General features: G+C 62.9%; 24 protein-coding genes and 2 pseudogenes. All 26 read right to left on the reverse strand.

Going from position 1 to position 14,076, the window contains the following annotated elements:
- Positions 1-509: pseudogene (locus K2W81_RS16140) on the reverse strand (S9 family peptidase); the annotation flags it as partial.
- A 132-nt stretch (positions 510-641) separates the two neighbouring features.
- Positions 642-1,067: a 50S ribosomal protein L17 gene (gene rplQ, locus K2W81_RS16145; RefSeq protein WP_294106405.1), complete on the reverse strand. Its 426-nt coding sequence runs from the start codon at positions 1,065-1,067 to the stop codon at positions 642-644.
- 241 nt (positions 1,068-1,308) lie between these two features.
- On the reverse strand, positions 1,309-2,373 hold the full coding sequence (locus K2W81_RS16150) for a DNA-directed RNA polymerase subunit alpha (RefSeq protein WP_294106407.1): 1,065 nt from the start codon (positions 2,371-2,373) through the stop codon (positions 1,309-1,311).
- Positions 2,374-2,471: 98 nt separating this feature from the next.
- A complete protein-coding gene (gene rpsK / locus K2W81_RS16155; RefSeq protein WP_066652168.1) occupies positions 2,472-2,861 on the reverse strand; it encodes a 30S ribosomal protein S11 in 390 nt (129 codons plus the stop codon).
- A gap of 85 nt (positions 2,862-2,946) precedes the next feature.
- Positions 2,947-3,315, reverse strand: coding sequence for a 30S ribosomal protein S13 (rpsM, locus tag K2W81_RS16160; protein ID WP_294106409.1), 369 nt, complete (start codon positions 3,313-3,315; stop codon positions 2,947-2,949).
- A gap of 200 nt (positions 3,316-3,515) precedes the next feature.
- A complete protein-coding gene (locus tag K2W81_RS16165) occupies positions 3,516-4,046 on the reverse strand; it encodes an SRPBCC family protein (protein WP_294106411.1) in 531 nt (176 codons plus the stop codon).
- A gap of 93 nt (positions 4,047-4,139) precedes the next feature.
- On the reverse strand, positions 4,140-4,493 hold the full coding sequence (locus K2W81_RS16170) for a hypothetical protein (RefSeq protein WP_294106415.1): 354 nt from the start codon (positions 4,491-4,493) through the stop codon (positions 4,140-4,142).
- Positions 4,494-4,586: 93 nt separating this feature from the next.
- Positions 4,587-5,240, reverse strand: coding sequence for an adenylate kinase (locus tag K2W81_RS16175; RefSeq protein WP_294106417.1), 654 nt, complete (start codon positions 5,238-5,240; stop codon positions 4,587-4,589).
- Positions 5,241-5,270: 30 nt separating this feature from the next.
- Positions 5,271-6,641, reverse strand: coding sequence for a preprotein translocase subunit SecY (secY, locus tag K2W81_RS16180; protein WP_294106419.1), 1,371 nt, complete (start codon positions 6,639-6,641; stop codon positions 5,271-5,273).
- A gap of 150 nt (positions 6,642-6,791) precedes the next feature.
- Positions 6,792-7,322: a 50S ribosomal protein L15 gene (gene rplO / locus K2W81_RS16185; RefSeq protein WP_294106421.1), complete on the reverse strand. Its 531-nt coding sequence runs from the start codon at positions 7,320-7,322 to the stop codon at positions 6,792-6,794.
- 326 nt (positions 7,323-7,648) lie between these two features.
- On the reverse strand, positions 7,649-7,825 hold the full coding sequence (gene rpmD, locus K2W81_RS16190; protein WP_294106423.1) for a 50S ribosomal protein L30: 177 nt from the start codon (positions 7,823-7,825) through the stop codon (positions 7,649-7,651).
- 6 nt (positions 7,826-7,831) lie between these two features.
- Positions 7,832-8,563, reverse strand: coding sequence for a 30S ribosomal protein S5 (gene rpsE / locus K2W81_RS16195; protein WP_294106425.1), 732 nt, complete (start codon positions 8,561-8,563; stop codon positions 7,832-7,834).
- Position 8,564: 1 nt separating this feature from the next.
- Positions 8,565-8,924 (reverse strand): 50S ribosomal protein L18, encoded by a 360-nt coding sequence (gene rplR / locus K2W81_RS16200; RefSeq protein WP_294106429.1) that lies wholly within the window; start codon positions 8,922-8,924, stop codon positions 8,565-8,567.
- Positions 8,924-9,457 carry a 50S ribosomal protein L6 gene (rplF, locus tag K2W81_RS16205; protein WP_294106432.1) on the reverse strand — a complete coding sequence of 178 codons (534 nt, stop codon included), beginning with the start codon at positions 9,455-9,457 and terminating at the stop codon, positions 8,924-8,926. The genes rplR and rplF overlap by 1 nt, the downstream gene beginning before the upstream one ends.
- Entirely contained in the window at positions 9,457-9,852 is a 396-nt protein-coding gene (gene rpsH / locus K2W81_RS16210) for a 30S ribosomal protein S8 (protein WP_066652140.1), read from the reverse strand. The genes rplF and rpsH overlap by 1 nt, the downstream gene beginning before the upstream one ends.
- A 9-nt stretch (positions 9,853-9,861) precedes the next feature.
- Positions 9,862-10,167: a 30S ribosomal protein S14 gene (gene rpsN / locus K2W81_RS16215; protein WP_294106440.1), complete on the reverse strand. Its 306-nt coding sequence runs from the start codon at positions 10,165-10,167 to the stop codon at positions 9,862-9,864.
- Between the two features lie 57 nt (positions 10,168-10,224).
- Positions 10,225-10,803 (reverse strand): 50S ribosomal protein L5, encoded by a 579-nt coding sequence (gene rplE, locus K2W81_RS16220; protein WP_294106442.1) that lies wholly within the window; start codon positions 10,801-10,803, stop codon positions 10,225-10,227.
- The gene (gene rplX / locus K2W81_RS16225; protein ID WP_294106445.1) at positions 10,796-11,116 is read right to left on the reverse strand and encodes a 50S ribosomal protein L24; all 321 of its coding nucleotides are present in this window, start codon (positions 11,114-11,116) and stop codon (positions 10,796-10,798) included. The genes rplE and rplX overlap by 8 nt, the downstream gene beginning before the upstream one ends.
- Complete coding sequence (gene rplN / locus K2W81_RS16230; RefSeq protein ID WP_066652133.1) at positions 11,116-11,484, reverse strand: 50S ribosomal protein L14; 369 nt, start codon at positions 11,482-11,484, stop codon at positions 11,116-11,118. The genes rplX and rplN overlap by 1 nt, the downstream gene beginning before the upstream one ends.
- Positions 11,485-11,666: 182 nt before the next feature.
- Positions 11,667-11,939 carry a 30S ribosomal protein S17 gene (gene rpsQ, locus K2W81_RS16235; protein ID WP_294106465.1) on the reverse strand — a complete coding sequence of 91 codons (273 nt, stop codon included), beginning with the start codon at positions 11,937-11,939 and terminating at the stop codon, positions 11,667-11,669.
- Positions 11,940-11,949: 10 nt separating this feature from the next.
- A complete protein-coding gene (gene rpmC, locus K2W81_RS16240) occupies positions 11,950-12,165 on the reverse strand; it encodes a 50S ribosomal protein L29 (protein WP_294106471.1) in 216 nt (71 codons plus the stop codon).
- 5 nt (positions 12,166-12,170) lie between these two features.
- Positions 12,171-12,602: a 50S ribosomal protein L16 gene (gene rplP, locus K2W81_RS16245; protein ID WP_294106474.1), complete on the reverse strand. Its 432-nt coding sequence runs from the start codon at positions 12,600-12,602 to the stop codon at positions 12,171-12,173.
- A 12-nt stretch (positions 12,603-12,614) separates the two neighbouring features.
- On the reverse strand, positions 12,615-13,310 hold the full coding sequence (rpsC, locus tag K2W81_RS16250; RefSeq protein ID WP_066652127.1) for a 30S ribosomal protein S3: 696 nt from the start codon (positions 13,308-13,310) through the stop codon (positions 12,615-12,617).
- Complete coding sequence (gene rplV, locus K2W81_RS16255; RefSeq protein WP_294106480.1) at positions 13,310-13,690, reverse strand: 50S ribosomal protein L22; 381 nt, start codon at positions 13,688-13,690, stop codon at positions 13,310-13,312. Before rplV ends, rpsC begins: the two co-directional genes overlap by 1 nt.
- The gene (gene rpsS / locus K2W81_RS16260; protein ID WP_294106483.1) at positions 13,690-13,965 is read right to left on the reverse strand and encodes a 30S ribosomal protein S19; all 276 of its coding nucleotides are present in this window, start codon (positions 13,963-13,965) and stop codon (positions 13,690-13,692) included. Before rpsS ends, rplV begins: the two co-directional genes overlap by 1 nt.
- A gap of 6 nt (positions 13,966-13,971) precedes the next feature.
- Positions 13,972-14,076: pseudogene (gene rplB / locus K2W81_RS16265) on the reverse strand (50S ribosomal protein L2); the annotation flags it as partial.

A 14,076-nucleotide genomic window follows, 5' to 3' on the forward strand; every position in this document is an offset into this window, starting at 1 on the left:
TCGCCGGTCGCGACGTCGAGCACTTTCATCGTGCGCCAGTCGGTGCCGCCATCCTGAATCGTGTAGAGCAGCTTCGTCCCATCGGGCGACGGCCGCCATTCGGCAAGCGCCGTCGCGCCATCCTTCGCCCAGCCATTGGGGTCGATCAGCACGCGGCCCGGCCCGCTCAAACTGTCGCGGACGTAGAGCACCGACTGGTTCTGCAGGCCGCTGTTACGCGAATAAAAATAGCGCCCGCCCTGCTTCACCGGCACGCCGAAGCGCTCATAATCGAACAACTGCTTCATCCGCGCCTTGAACAACTCGCGCGACGGCAAGGTTGCCAGATAACCGTTGGTCACCGCATTTTCGGCATCGACCCAGGCACGCACTTCGGTGTCCTTGCGCACGTCATTTTCGAGCCAGCGATAGGGATCAGCGACCTTCACGCCGAATTGCTCGTCGACGACATCGACGCGGCGCGTTTCGGGATATTTCAAGCCAGTCTCCGGGGGTTGGGCAACCGCCATGGCGGCAATAGGCAGGCCAAGCAAAAACAACGGGCTCAAACGCATGTCAACGGACCCCCAAAAGGCAAAGGAGCCGCAAGCCTAGCGCCTGCGACTCCTTTGTGAAGCCCTGAAGGTGAGATCGACCAGCGCTTACGCCGCTTCGTCAAACTCGGCGTCGTCGTTCAGCACCGGACCCGAATCCTGGCCCTTGGCATCGACGTCGCGATCGACGAATTCGATGATCGCCATCGCCGACGCGTCCGAAGCGCGCGGGCCGGTCTTGATGATGCGGGTATAGCCGCCGTTGCGGTCGGCATAGCGCGCGGCCAGCACGTCGAACAGCTTCGCTAGCTGCGTCTCGTCGAGCAGCCGCGCATGCGCGAGGCGACGGTTCGACAGGCCACCCTTCTTCGCCAGCGTGATCAGCTTTTCGACATAGGGGCGCAGTTCCTTGGCCTTGGGCAAGGTCGTGGTGATCTGCTCGTGCTTGATGAGCGCTGCCGCCATGTTGCGGAACAGGGCTGTGCGGTGGGCCGAAGTCCGCGAAAGTTTACGACCGCCTACGCGATGACGCATGTGTTTGTCCTTCGTTCGTTAAGGGGCCGGATTAGGTACCCCAGACCAGGTGGCTGTTAGAGGCCGCCACCCTTTGCCTTCTCCCTCTTCTTAGCGCTCTCCCATCTTCATGGGAGAGGGTTGGGTGAGGGCCTTCTTCTTCAAGCACCGCCGCGGCAAAGCCGCGTCGTCGGTCCTCGCTACGCGAGGCCGTCCGAGGTGATCGCCGAGACGGCGAATAGCTTGCGCTATTCGCCTGCGATCACCCCATAATCTCCTGCTCAAGCTTCTTCGCCATCTCTTCGATGTTCTCCGGCGGCCAGCCCGGGATTTCCATCCCCAGCCGCAGGCCCATCGACGACAGCACTTCCTTGATCTCGTTGAGCGACTTGCGACCGAAGTTCGGCGTGCGCAGCATCTCGGCTTCGGTCTTCTGGACCAGATCGCCGATGTAGATGATGTTGTCGTTCTTCAGGCAGTTCGCCGAACGCACCGACAGTTCGAGCTCGTCGACCTTCTTGAGCAGGTAACGATTGATCTGCTGGGTGTCGCCCGCGACTTCGCCACCCGATGCGGGTGCCGCAACGCCGGTCGGTGCCGAGCGCACGATCGCCGATTCGTCAAAGTGGACGAACAGCGCGAGCTGGTCCTGCAAGATGCGACCCGCATAGGCGACCGCATCATCAGGCGTTACCGTGCCGTCGGTCTCGATCGTCAGCGTCAGCTTGTCGTAATCGAGTTCCTGCCCGACGCGGGTGTTCTCGACCTTGTAGCTGACCTGGCGCACCGGCGAGTACAAAGCGTCGATCGGGATCAGGCCGATCGGCGCATCGGCCGGGCGGTTGGCGATTGTGGGCACATAGCCCTTCCCGATATCGGCGGTGAGTTCCATGTTGAGCGTCGCGCCATCGTCGAGGTGGCAAATGACCAGCTCGGGGTTCATCACTTCGATGTCGCCCGACACGGCAATATCGCCCGCCTTGACTTCGCCAGGGCCGGTTGCCGACAGCTGGAGCCGCTTCGGGCCTTCGCCCTGCATCTTCAGCGCGATCTGCTTCACGTTCAGGACGATGTCGGTCACGTCTTCGCGGACGCCCGCGAGCGACGAGAATTCGTGCAGCACATTTTCGATCTTGATCGACGTGACCGCCGCGCCTTGGAGCGACGAGAGCAGCACGCGCCGCAGCGCATTGCCGAGCGTCAGGCCAAAACCACGCTCAAGCGGTTCGGCGACGAAGGTCGCCTTGCGCTTGCCGTCTCCGCTCGGCTTACGCTCGAGCGCGTTCGGCTTCTTCAATTCCTGCCAGTTCTTTGCATTGACGGACACGGGCTTCCCCTAGTTGAGCGCGGCGCCGGGCGAAAGCGCCGCAGGGTGGAGGACTCGCCGCAGCCGGTCCCGAACGGGCCGACGCGCGAGCGCCGAATTCAGACGCGGCGACGCTTCGACGGACGCACGCCATTGTGCGGGATCGAGGTAACGTCGCGGATCGAGGTGATCTGGAAACCGACCGCCTGCAACGCGCGCAGCGCCGATTCACGGCCCGAACCCGGGCCCTTGACCTCGACCTCAAGCGTGCGCACGCCGTGTTCGGCGGCCTTGCGGCCAGCGTCCTCGGCGGCGACCTGCGCGGCGTAAGGCGTCGACTTGCGCGACCCCTTGAACCCCATCATGCCCGCCGACGACCACGAAATCGCGTTGCCCTGGGCATCGGTGATCGTGATCATCGTGTTGTTGAAGCTGGCGTTCACATGCGCGACGCCGGAAGTGATATTCTTGCGTTCCCTGCGGCGGATACGCTGCGGTTCACGTGCCATGTCGAATTCCTAATCCTTAGCTGACGCCGAAGGTGTTCCCCCGTGGAAACCTGCCTCCGGCGGAGTAAATCGTCCTCGGGACGACTTACTTCTTCTTGCCCGCGATCGGCTTGGCCTTGCCCTTGCGGGTGCGCGCGTTGGTGTGCGTGCGCTGGCCGCGCACCGGCAGCCCCTTGCGATGACGCAAGCCGCGATAGCAGGCGAGGTCCATCAGGCGCTTGATGTTGACCGACGTCTCGCGGCGAAGATCGCCCTCGACGGTATGGTCGGCGTCGATCGTCTCGCGGATCTGCAGCACTTCCTGATCGGTCAGGTCCTGCACGCGACGCGCGGTATCGATGCCGAGCTTTTCGGTGATCTGCTTGGCCTTGTGCGGGCCAATGCCGTGGATATAGGTAAGCGCAATGACGACGCGCTTGTTGGTCGGGATGTTGACGCCCGCAATACGTGCCATGTAATTTGATCTCCTGCTCCACGGTTCGGGGCATGGCTGCACCCGATCCATCTCATCGCGTCCAATCCGAGTAACGCACGATACCGGCGTGCGCCAACATGCGCCGCCGGTCCCCGGTGTTTCGGAAGAAGGGGCATCTAGGGCCGTGAAATCACCGTGTCAAGCGAGTCGGCAGCAATTTCACGCTTTGGAAAGGCGCGTTATTTGGCGGGCTTCGCCTCGGCATCGGGTAGCGGGGCCGCCTCGCTCGCCGCCTTGAGCCGGGTGAGTTGAGTGCCCAGCACCCGATCAACCAGCGGCGCGATCACCTCGCTGCCGCCGCGAATATAACCGCCGACGACATAGCTCAACCGCACTTTCGTCGCCCCCTCGCCTTCGGGTTCGAGCGTAAACGTCAGCGCACCGGTCGCGCCCTCGATCTGCAACGGGCCCAGCGCGCTGTGCAGCCGCAGCGCGCGCGGGGCCTCGACATAAACGACATGACCATGTTCGACGCTGCCCTTGCCCGGCAGCTTTTCGCAGAAACAGCCGGTCGCCTGTGGGTCGAGGTACAGATTGGCGCTGTCGCCGGAGTAGGTGTGTTCCTTGTCCCACCATTTTTGCGGCGCAACGAGCATCGCCCAGACCTGATCGATCGGCTTGTCGACCGTTACCGACTGGGTGATCTCAAACCCGGCAGGGACGGCCTGAACAACTTCGGCGGCGGCCGGCGACGGCAGCAGCGCGATCATCGACGTCCAAAATGCCAAATGCCAGCGCATGCCATCGCCTCCCCGAATGGCTCGAGCGTAGCCGTTCGGCTGCGTGGCGCCAAGCGACGCGTGCTATTCGGGCGATGCCTCGACGATCTGACGGACCCAGCTCATGAACGCGCGCGCCTGACCGTGCACGCTGGATGCTGACAGAAGATAGGCCTCATCGTTGCTATCGATCGCCACGGCTGACCACTGAGCCTGATGATCAGCGATAGCGGCGCGCAGCACGCTGACCCGGTGCCGCAGTTCAGCATAAAGCGATTCATTTTGCCGGATCGGCGCAAAGCGCTCGCCAATCGTCATTGCGGCCGCCATTCGTCCCGCCAGCTCCCGTCGTGCTGCGATCAGATCCTGTTTGCGCTGAGGGTCGCGCCGGGCGGGAATCGTCGTGAGCTGCCGCGCGACCGCGTCGACCGCGTCCAATTCGGCCAGCAGCTCCGCGCGTGTCGTCATGATCCTCGTTCCCCCGAATTTCAGACAATTTACAATTGCAAGCGTGTGCGGCTTTGCGTTCGATCAATCGGCCGGGACGAGGATCGCTTCGATCGCGTCGCTCACATGCGCGATATCAGCCATGCCGTCGACATGGCGCACCAGTCCGCGCGCGTCGTAGATCGGCAGGATCGGCGCGGTCTTTGCGCGATATTCGGCCATACGCGTGCGGACCGTCTCCGCATTATCGTCGGCGCGGCGTTTGAAGTCGGTCGAACCGCAGACATCGCACACGCCCGCAACCTTGGGCATGTTGAACGTGTCGTGATAATTGGTGCCGCATTTGGCGCAGGAATAGCGCCCGACGATCCGCTCGACCAAGGCGTCTTCATCGACGTCGAGCTCGATGACATAATCGAGCGTACGGCCATGATCGGCGAGCAGCGCGTCGAGCGCAGTCGCCTGCGCCGCCGTGCGTGGATAGCCGTCGAAGATCACGCCCTGCGCGCCGTCGAGCGAGCCGAGCTTTTCATCGATCAGCGCCGAGACGATTTCGTCCGACACCAGCGCGCCCGAATCCATCACTGCTGCGACTTGATGGCCGAGCGGCGTTTCGGCTTTCCGGGCTTCGCGCAGCATGTCGCCCGTCGAGAGCTGGACCATGCCGTGTTCGGCCTGCAAGCGGCCCGCCTGGGTGCCCTTGCCCGCGCCGGGCGGCCCCAGCAAGATGATGTTCAAGCCCGCTTCCTCTCTCTTCGCCGCTCGCGCTTAGCGCAGTCGGCCACCCTTCAGCTTCGCTTTCTTGATCAGATCACCATATTGATGCGCCAGCAAGTGACTCTGGATCTGCGTCACCGTGTCCATCGTCACATTGACGACGATCAGCAGGCTGGTGCCGCCCAGATAAAATGGGATGCTCAGCGCCGACACCAGATATTCGGGCAGCAGGCAGATGATCGTCAGATAGGCCGCACCGATCACGGTGATGCGCGTCAGCACATAATCGAAGTATAGCTCGGTGTTCTTGCCCGGACGGATGCCGGGGATGAACCCGCCATAGCGCTTCAGATTGTCCGCCGTTTCCTCCGGATTGAACACAATCGCGGTGTAGAAAAACGAGAAGAACACGATGCCGAGCCCATAGAGGGTCATAAACAGCAGCGATCCATGCTGCAGATACTGGTTGAGCGCGATGATCGTGCTGCCCCACACCGTGTCGCCCGACACATTCTTGCCCGCGAACTGGGTGATCGTCAGCGGGACGGTCAGCAGAGTCGACGCGAAGATCGGCGGGATCACGCCGGCGGTGTTGATCTTGAGCGGCAAATGGCTGCGGTCAGCCTGCATCCCCGTGCGCGTCTGGCGCTTCGGATATTGGATCAGGATACGCCGCTGTGCGCGTTCCATGAAGCAGATGAACAGGATCAGTCCGGCCACCGCGAGCCCGATCAGCACCACGGTGAAATCGGTGACATTGCCCCCGCCCTGACGCGCGGTCTGCGCGAGGTTGAACAGCGTCGAGGGCAGGTTCGCGACGATGCCGGCCATGATGATCAGCGAAATGCCATTGCCGATGCCGCGGCTGGTGATCTGCTCGCCCAGCCACATCAGGAACATCGTGCCGCCGAGCAGCGATACCACCGCGCCGATGCGGAACATGATGCCCGGTTCGATCACCGCCGCCACGCCCTGCGCCGCGCCGAAGGACTCAAGCCCTTGCGCAATGAAATAGCCCTGGATGATCGTCAGCGCGACCGTGCCATAGCGGGTATATTGGTTGAGCCGCTTGCGCCCGCTTTCGCCTTCCTTCTTGATCGCGGCGAGCGTCGGCGACAGCGAGGTCGCGAGCTGGATGGCGATCGAGGCGGAGATATAGGGCGTCACGCCGAGCGCGATCAGGCTCATACGCTTCAGCGCACCGCCCGAGAAATTGTTGAACAGGTCGAGCACGCCACCCGTGGTCTGCGCACTCAGCAGCCCGAGCGCGGTCGGATCGATGCCGGGCAGCGGGACATAGCTCAACAGCCGGAAGACGATCAGCGCGCCGATCGTGAACCACAGGCGCTTGCGAAGTTCGGTCGCCTGCGCGAATTTCGCTAGGCTGATGCTGGAACTCATTCGGTCGGCTGCAGATGCCATTGGTGTCAATCGTCCCGGAAATCTTGGCGGGCCTGTGCCCACCGCAATCGCTCATATAGGGGTGCCATGCCGCTTGTCTAATGCCACAGGCGGCGAAAATGGCCGGAACGCGAAACGGCGGGGTTGCCCCCGCCGCTCGATCGTTCCGCCTCAGGCCTTGGCAGCGGGCTTGTAGCTGCTCTGGCTGTACTTCTTGGCCGCAGCCTTTTCGGCCGCGGGCACGACGTGGATCACCTCGACCGCGCCGCCGAGCTTCTCGACCGCCTCGATCGCGCCCTTCGACGCGCCGGCAACCTTGAAGCTCACCACGGTGGTCAGCTCACCCTTGGCGAGCAGGCGCACGCCGTCCTTGCCACCGCGCGCGAGGCCAGCGGCCTTCAGCGCTGCGTGATCGACGACACCGTCGACGACGAGCTTGCCCGACTCGATCGCCTTCTGGATCGCGCCCAGGTTCACCTCGGCGTAATCCTTGGCGAAGATGTTGTTGAAGCCGCGCTTCGGCAACCGCATGTGGAGCGGCATCTGGCCGCCTTCGAAGCCGGCGATGCTCACGCCTTCGCGGCTCTTCTGGCCCTTCTGGCCGCGGCCAGCAGTCTTGCCCTTGCCCGAGCCAATGCCGCGCCCGACGCGCATCCGGCCCTTGCGGGCACCTTCGTTATCGCGGAGTTCGTTCAGTTTCATGGTCTTGCACTCGCTTTCGCTTTTGTCGCGCGTTGTTAACTGTCCATCGGGAACCAAGCCAATCCTGGCAGAACCTCCGGCACTTCGGTCGGCTTTGCTGGGGCGACTTCGTCGAACAAAATGCGCGATCTCGGATCGCGTTGTTCGGGGGGAAAGTCGAACCGAGGCTCCGCTTTCAGCGCCTCGAACGCAACCAACTCAGCCTGCGTTTCAGATTCCGCCTCTACCCATCGGGTAGTGCAAAATCCGAACATCTTAGTCTGCCCATCAATGACTTGAGGAAAGTCCTCGCCAACGATGAGGCATCGGTACAACACCGAGAAGGCTTACCCCTCGACCTGCACCATATGCTGCACCTTGCGGATCATGCCACGAACTTCGGGGCTATCCTCGAGCACGCTCACACGGTGCATCTTGTTGAGCCCCAGGCCGATCAGCGTTGCGCGCTGGTCGCTGGTGCGGCGGATGGGCGAACCCGTCTGGGTGATCTTGATCGTTGCCATTGCTCGTTACTCCACGATCGCCAGCGCTTCGGCCTCGGCAACACCCTTGTCGGCGCCGCCACGACCGAGCAGGTCGGCGATCTTCTTGCCACGACGCTGCGCGACAGCCTTCGGGCTGGTCTGCGTGACCAGCGCCTCGAACGTTGCACGGATCATGTTGTACGGGTTCGACGTGCCGACCGACTTGGTCACCACATCGGCAACGCCGAGCGATTCGAACACGGCGCGCATCGGACCACCCGCGATGATGCCGGTACCCTGCGGCGCCGAGCGCAGCGTCACGCGGCCGGCACCGAAGTGGCCATTGCCGTCGTGATGCAGCGTGCGGCCTTCCTTCAGCGGCACGCGGACCATTGCCTTCTTGGCAGCAGCCGTCGCCTTGCTGATGGCTTCCGGCACTTCGCGCGCCTTGCCATGACCGAAGCCAACGCGGCCCTTGCCATCGCCGACCACTACGAGTGCTGCAAAGCCGAAGCGCTTGCCGCCCTTCACCGTCTTCGACACGCGGTTGATGTGCACGAGCTTTTCGATCAGCTCTTCGCCGCCGTCATCGCCGCCGGGGCCGCCCCGACCGCGATTGTCGCGACCGCCACGGCTGTCACGACCACGACCGTCGCGGTTCTGACCGCCGCCGCCGGGGCCGCCACGACCACGCCCGGCGCCACCGCGCGGGCCACGGCCCTGCGGTGCATCGGGAGCAGCGCCTTCAGCGCCGGTGCTTGTGATTTCATCGACCATCTTAGAACTCCAACCCGGCTTCGCGCGCGGCTTCCGCCAGCGCCTTCACGCGACCATGGAACAGGAAGCCACCACGATCGAACACGACCCGCGTGACACCAGCCTGCTTGGCCGCTTCGGCGACGCGCTTGCCGACCGCAGTCGCCGCGTCGATATTCGCGCCCGACGTGCCGCGCACGTCCTTTTCCAGCGTCGAGGCCGAAGCAATCGTCTTGCCTTCGGCATCGTCGATGACCTGAGCATAGATGTGCTTGCCCGAACGGTGAACCGACAGGCGCGGACGACCCCCAGCGCGCGCCCGAAGCGCGGTGCGGTTGCGGCGGCGCCGCTTCTCGAACAGAGACATTCCCTTGGTCGACATCACTTCTTCTTCCCTTCCTTGCGGAAGATGAACTCGCCGCGATACTTGATGCCCTTGCCCTTATACGGCTCGGGCTTGCGCCAGCGACGGATTTCCGCAGCCACCTGGCCAACCTTCTGCTTGTCGATGCCGGTGATCTCGACCGTGGTCTGATCGGGCGTCTTGATCTCGATCCCTTCCGGAATCGCATAGTTGACGTGGTGGCTATAGCCGAGCTGCAGGTTCAAATTGCGACCCTGCGACGCGGCGCGATAGCCGACACCGGTGATTTCGAGGACCTTGGTGAAGCCCTCGGTCACGCCGGTCACCAGGTTCTGCACCATCGTGCGCTGCATGCCCCAAAAGGCGCGCGCGCGCTTGCTGTCATTCGCCGGCTTCACCGAAATCGCGCCGTCTTCCAGCGCATAGGCGATGTCGTCGAACAACGGCATGGTCAGGGTGCCCTTGGGCCCCTTCACCGAAATCTGCCCGCCGTCGATCGTCGCGGTAACACCCGCAGGGATCGGTACGGCTTTCTTACCAATGCGGCTCATCAGAATACCTCCGCAAGCACTTCGCCACCGACGTTCTGGTCGCGCGCTTCGGCGTCGGACAGAACGCCACGCGGCGTCGAGACGATGGTGATGCCCAGGCCGTTCATCACGCGCGGCAGATCCTGCGCGCCCGAATAAACCCGGCGACCGGGCTTGGAGACGCGCGCGACATGCTTGATCGCGGGCTGCCCTTCGAAATATTTGAGTTCGATCCGGATGCCCTTCGCGGGGCCCATTTCTTCCTCGGAATAGCCGCGGATATAGCCTTCGCGCTGGAGCACGTCGAGCACGCGGACGCGCAGCTTCGACGCAGGCGACAGGACGCTGTCCTTGCGCGCGCGCTGGCCGTTGCGGATGCGGGTGAGCATGTCACCAATGGGGTCGGTCAATGCCATATCTCGTCCTTACCAGCTCGACTTCGTAACGCCGGGAATCAGGCCCTTATTGGCCAGTTCACGCAGCTGCACACGGCAAAGCCGGAACTTGCGGTAATAAGCGCGCGGCCGACCGGTCAGCTCGCAGCGGTTGCGGATGCGGGTCGGGTTGCCGTTGCGCGGCACTTCCGCCAGCTTCAGGCGCGCGATCAGGCGCTCGGTATCGTCGAGCCCCTTGTCATTCGCGATCGCCTTGAGCTTCGCATAGCGGCCGGCGTATTTCTTCACCAGCTTCTTGCGACGCTCATTCTTGTTGATCGAACTCAGTTTCGCCATGGACTTAAGCTCTCTTCTTTTCCTTCACCGACCACGGCTCGTGGTCGCCAATTGCAGTTACGCGGCCTTCTTCTCGGCAGCTTCGATCGGGAACGGGAAGCCGAACAGCTTGAGCAGTTCGCGCGCTTCATCGTCGGTCTTTGCGGTGGTCGTGACGATCACGTCCATGCCGCGGATCTTGTCGACCTTGTCGTAGCTGATTTCCGGGAAGATCAGCTGTTCCTTCAGGCCGCAGGCATAATTGCCGCGACCGTCGAACGACTTGGGGTTCAGCCCGCGGAAATCGCGAACGCGCGGCAGCGCGATCGTGATGAAGCGGTCGAGAAATTCGTACATCCGCTCACGGCGCAAGGTGACCTTGCAGCCGATCGGCATGCCTTCGCGCAGCTTGAACTGGGCGATCGACTTCTTGGCCTTGGTGACGACGGGCTTCTGGCCCGCGATCAGTTCCATTTCGCCAGACGCCTGCTCGACCTTCTTCTTGTCCTGCGTCGCTTCGCCCACACCCATGTTCAGGACGATTTTCTCGATCCTGGGCACTTCCATGTGGTTCTTGTAACCGAATTTCTCGGTCATCGCCTTGATGATGGTCTCGTCATAGAGCGCCTTCATCCGTGGCACATAAACTTCAGCCATTGACGACCTCCCCCGACTTCACGGCCACGCGGACCTTCTTGCCGTCGCGCTCTTCAAAGCGGACGCGGGTGGGTGCGCCGGTCTTGGGGTCGGCGAGTGCGACCTTCGAGACGTGCATCGGCGCTTCGAACTTGTCGAGACCACCCGACGGATCGGTCTGGCTCGGCTTCTTGTGGCGGGTCGCGACATTGACGCCCGAGACGACGACCTTGCCGTCCTTCGGCATGGCGCGCGTGACTTCGCCGGTCTTGCCCTTGTCCTTGCCGGACAGGACGACGACGGTGTCACCCTTCTTGATCTTTGCGGCGGCCATTACAGCACCTCCGGCGCAAGGCTGATGATCTTCATGTGCTTCTTGCCACGCAGTTCGCGCACGACCGGCCCGAAGATACGCGTGCCGATCGGCTCCTCGTTCTTGTTGACCAGCACGGCTGCGTTGGTGTCGAAACGAATGACCGAGCCATCGGCGCGGCGAATGTCCTTCGCCGTGCGCACGATGACGGCGCGGTGCACGTCGCCCTTCTTCACCTTGCCACGGGGCTGTGCTTCCTTGATGCTGACGACGATGATGTCGCCCACACCGGCCGTGCGACGCTTCGAGCCGCCCAGCACCTTGATGCACTGCACCCGCTTCGCGCCGCTGTTGTCAGCGACCTCGAGATTGGATTGCATCTGGATCATCGATCCGGTTCCTTCTTCACCTTGGGGTCGGTTTCCGACCGAGCCCCGCCTCTAACTGTCCAGCACCAACCCCGTTCGGGCTGAGCCTGTCGAAGCCCTGTTCTTCTTTTTCCCGCGCAGGAGTAAGAAGAACGACCCTTCGACAAGCTCAGGGTAAACGGGCTTGTGTATTCGTCGCCCTGTCAGGCGTCGACGTCGACCCGATCCGGCGTCGCATGGGCGTTGACCCGCTCGATCACCTTCCAGGTCTTCAGCTTGCTGATCGGCGCGGTCTCTTCGATCCGCACGACTTCGCCCGCCTTGAATTCATTGCCCTCGTCATGGGCGTGGTACTTCTTCGACCGACGGATGATCTTGCCATAGAGCGGGTGCTTCACCTTGCGCTCGACATTCACCACCACGGTCTTGTTGCCTTTGTCGGAGACGATCTGTCCCGTCAGCACACGCTTCGGCATGGTCTAATCCTTACTTCGCAGCCGAGCGCGAACGCTCGGTCTGGAGGGTCTTGATGCGCGCGATGTCGCGGCGGACTTCCTTCACGCGGGCCGGCTTTTCGAGCTGGCTGGTCGCGGCCTGGAAGCGCAGGTTGAACGCTTCGCGCTTCAGCTGGCCGAGCTGCTCGGTCATCTGGTCGTCGCTCTTGGTGCGCAGATCGGACACGGTGTTCTTGTTCTTGCTCATCGCCCTCAACCTTCCAGATGCGAGGTATCGCCGAGGCGGGCGACAACCTTGACCTTGATCGGCAGCTTCATCGCTGCGCGCTCGAAAGCGACAGCAGCGATCGGACCCGGCACGCCGTCGAGTTCGAACAGGATACGACCCGGCTTGACCCGCGCCGCCCAGAATTCGGGCGAACCCTTGCCCGAGCCCATGCGGACTTCGGCAGGCTTGGACGAGACCGGCACGTCGGGGAAAATGCGGATCCACAACCGCCCCTGGCGCTTGATGTGGCGCGTGATCGCACGGCGCGCCGCTTCGATCTGGCGCGCGGTGATCCGGTCAGGCTCCATCGCCTTCAGCCCATAGGAGCCGAAGTTGAGGTCCGATCCACCCGTGGCCTTGCCATGGATGCGGCCCTTGAAGGCTTTGCGAAACTTGGTCTTTTTTGGCTGCAGCATTGCTCAGGTTCCTCAGCGAGCCGGACGGACGCCGGAAGTCTGCGCTTCCATCATCAGCCGGTCTTGCGCCATCGGGTCGTGACCCAGAATTTCGCCCTTGAAGATCCACACCTTCACGCCGCACACGCCATAAGCGGTGTGTGCCTGCGCTTCAGCATAATCGACGTTTGCACGCAGCGTGTGGAGCGGCACGCGACCTTCGCGGTACCATTCCGAGCGCGCGATTTCGGCGCCGCCAAGGCGACCACCGCAATTGATCCGGATGCCTTCAGCACCCAGCCGCATCGCCGACTGCACCGCGCGCTTCATGGCGCGGCGGAACGCGATACGACGCTCAAGCTGATCGGCAATGCCCTGTGCGACGAGCTTGGCGTCGATTTCAGGCTTGCGGATTTCGACGATGTTCAGCGACACGTCCGACGACGTCATCGACGCGAGCTTCTTGCGAAGCTTTTCGATGTCGGCGCCCTTCTTGCCGATGATCACGCCGGGGCGTGCTGCGAAGATCGAAATGCGGCACAGCTTGGCCGGACGGTCGATCACCACCTTCGAAATCGCGGCCTGCGGCAGCGTCTTCATGATGAACTCGCGGATCCGCAGATCCTCGAGCAGCAAGCGACCATAGTCGGCACCGTCGGCGTACCAGCGGCTGTCCCAGGTGCGGTTGATCTGCAAGCGCAGACCAATGGGATTGGATTTCTGACCCATTATGCTTCTTCCTGCTGTTCACGCACCACGATCCGCAGCCGCGAGAACGGCTTGAGGATGCGGGTCGACTTGCCGCGACCGCGCGTGGCGAAGCGCTTCATCACGATGCCCTTGCCGACCGATGCTTCGGCGACGACGAGTGCGTCGACGTCGAGGTTATGGTTGTTCTCGGCATTGGCGATCGCCGACGCCAGCACCTTGCGCGCCTCGACGGCCATCGCCTTGGTCGAGAACTGCAGGATGTTCATCGCTTCGCCTGCCGGCTTGTTGCGGATGAGCGCCGCGACCAGGCCCAGCTTCTGCGCCGAGCCACGGATCTGCGTGCCGACCGACAGCGCTTCGTTGTCAGCCACGCGGCGTCCGGATTTTTCCTTGCCCATCAGCGCTTGCCCTTCTTGTCGGCAGCATGGCCCGGGAAGAAGCGGGTCGGCGCGAATTCGCCGAGCTTCATGCCCACCATGTCTTCGTTGACCGAGACCGGCACGAACTTGCGGCCATTATAGACGCTGAAGGTCAGGCCGACGAAATCCGGGAGGATCGTCGAACGGCGCGACCAGGTCTTGATCGGCGCGCGAGCGCCCGATTCCTGCGCGGTCTGCGCTTTCTTCAGCAGGTGGAGGTCCACGAACGGACCCTTCCAGACGGAACGAGCCATGTGCGGTTAGCCCTTCTTCTTGGCGTGGCGCGAACGGATGATCATCTTGTCCGTCGCCTTGTTATGACGGGTGCGCGCACCCTTGGTCGGCTTGCCCCATGGCGTCACCGG

It is taken from the genome of Sphingomonas sp., assembly GCF_019749955.1.
Classification (GTDB): domain Bacteria; phylum Pseudomonadota; class Alphaproteobacteria; order Sphingomonadales; family Sphingomonadaceae; genus Sphingomonas.

Coding starts and splice junctions, on each gene's coding strand:
- rplQ (WP_294106405.1), bottom strand. CDS start 1,067: ATGCGTCATCGCGTAGGCGGTCGTAAACTTTCGCGGACTTCGGCCCAC.
- rpsK (WP_066652168.1), bottom strand. CDS start 2,861: ATGGCACGTGAACCGCAGCGTATCCGCCGCAGGGAACGCAAGAATATC.
- rpsM (WP_294106409.1), bottom strand. CDS start 3,315: ATGGCACGTATTGCGGGCGTCAACATCCCGACCAACAAGCGCGTCGTC.
- K2W81_RS16165 (WP_294106411.1), bottom strand. CDS start 4,046: ATGATCGCGCTGCTGCCGTCGCCGGCCGCCGCCGAAGTTGTTCAGGCC.
- secY (WP_294106419.1), bottom strand. CDS start 6,641: ATGGCATCTGCAGCCGACCGAATGAGTTCCAGCATCAGCCTAGCGAAA.
- rplO (WP_294106421.1), bottom strand. CDS start 7,322: ATGAAACTGAACGAACTCCGCGATAACGAAGGTGCCCGCAAGGGCCGG.
- rpmD (WP_294106423.1), bottom strand. CDS start 7,825: ATGGCAACGATCAAGATCACCCAGACGGGTTCGCCCATCCGCCGCACC.
- rpsE (WP_294106425.1), bottom strand. CDS start 8,563: ATGGTCGATGAAATCACAAGCACCGGCGCTGAAGGCGCTGCTCCCGAT.
- rplR (WP_294106429.1), bottom strand. CDS start 8,924: ATGTCGACCAAGGGAATGTCTCTGTTCGAGAAGCGGCGCCGCCGCAAC.
- rplF (WP_294106432.1), bottom strand. CDS start 9,457: ATGAGCCGCATTGGTAAGAAAGCCGTACCGATCCCTGCGGGTGTTACC.
- rpsH (WP_066652140.1), bottom strand. CDS start 9,852: ATGGCATTGACCGACCCCATTGGTGACATGCTCACCCGCATCCGCAAC.
- rpsN (WP_294106440.1), bottom strand. CDS start 10,167: ATGGCGAAACTGAGTTCGATCAACAAGAATGAGCGTCGCAAGAAGCTG.
- rplE (WP_294106442.1), bottom strand. CDS start 10,803: ATGGCTGAAGTTTATGTGCCACGGATGAAGGCGCTCTATGACGAGACC.
- rplX (WP_294106445.1), bottom strand. CDS start 11,116: ATGGCCGCCGCAAAGATCAAGAAGGGTGACACCGTCGTCGTCCTGTCC.
- rplN (WP_066652133.1), bottom strand. CDS start 11,484: ATGATCCAGATGCAATCCAATCTCGAGGTCGCTGACAACAGCGGCGCG.
- rpsQ (WP_294106465.1), bottom strand. CDS start 11,939: ATGCCGAAGCGTGTGCTGACGGGACAGATCGTCTCCGACAAAGGCAAC.
- rpmC (WP_294106471.1), bottom strand. CDS start 12,165: ATGAGCAAGAACAAGAACACCGTGTCCGATCTGCGCACCAAGAGCGAC.
- rplP (WP_294106474.1), bottom strand. CDS start 12,602: ATGCTGCAGCCAAAAAAGACCAAGTTTCGCAAAGCCTTCAAGGGCCGC.
- rpsC (WP_066652127.1), bottom strand. CDS start 13,310: ATGGGTCAGAAATCCAATCCCATTGGTCTGCGCTTGCAGATCAACCGC.
- rplV (WP_294106480.1), bottom strand. CDS start 13,690: ATGGGCAAGGAAAAATCCGGACGCCGCGTGGCTGACAACGAAGCGCTG.
- rpsS (WP_294106483.1), bottom strand. CDS start 13,965: ATGGCTCGTTCCGTCTGGAAGGGTCCGTTCGTGGACCTCCACCTGCTG.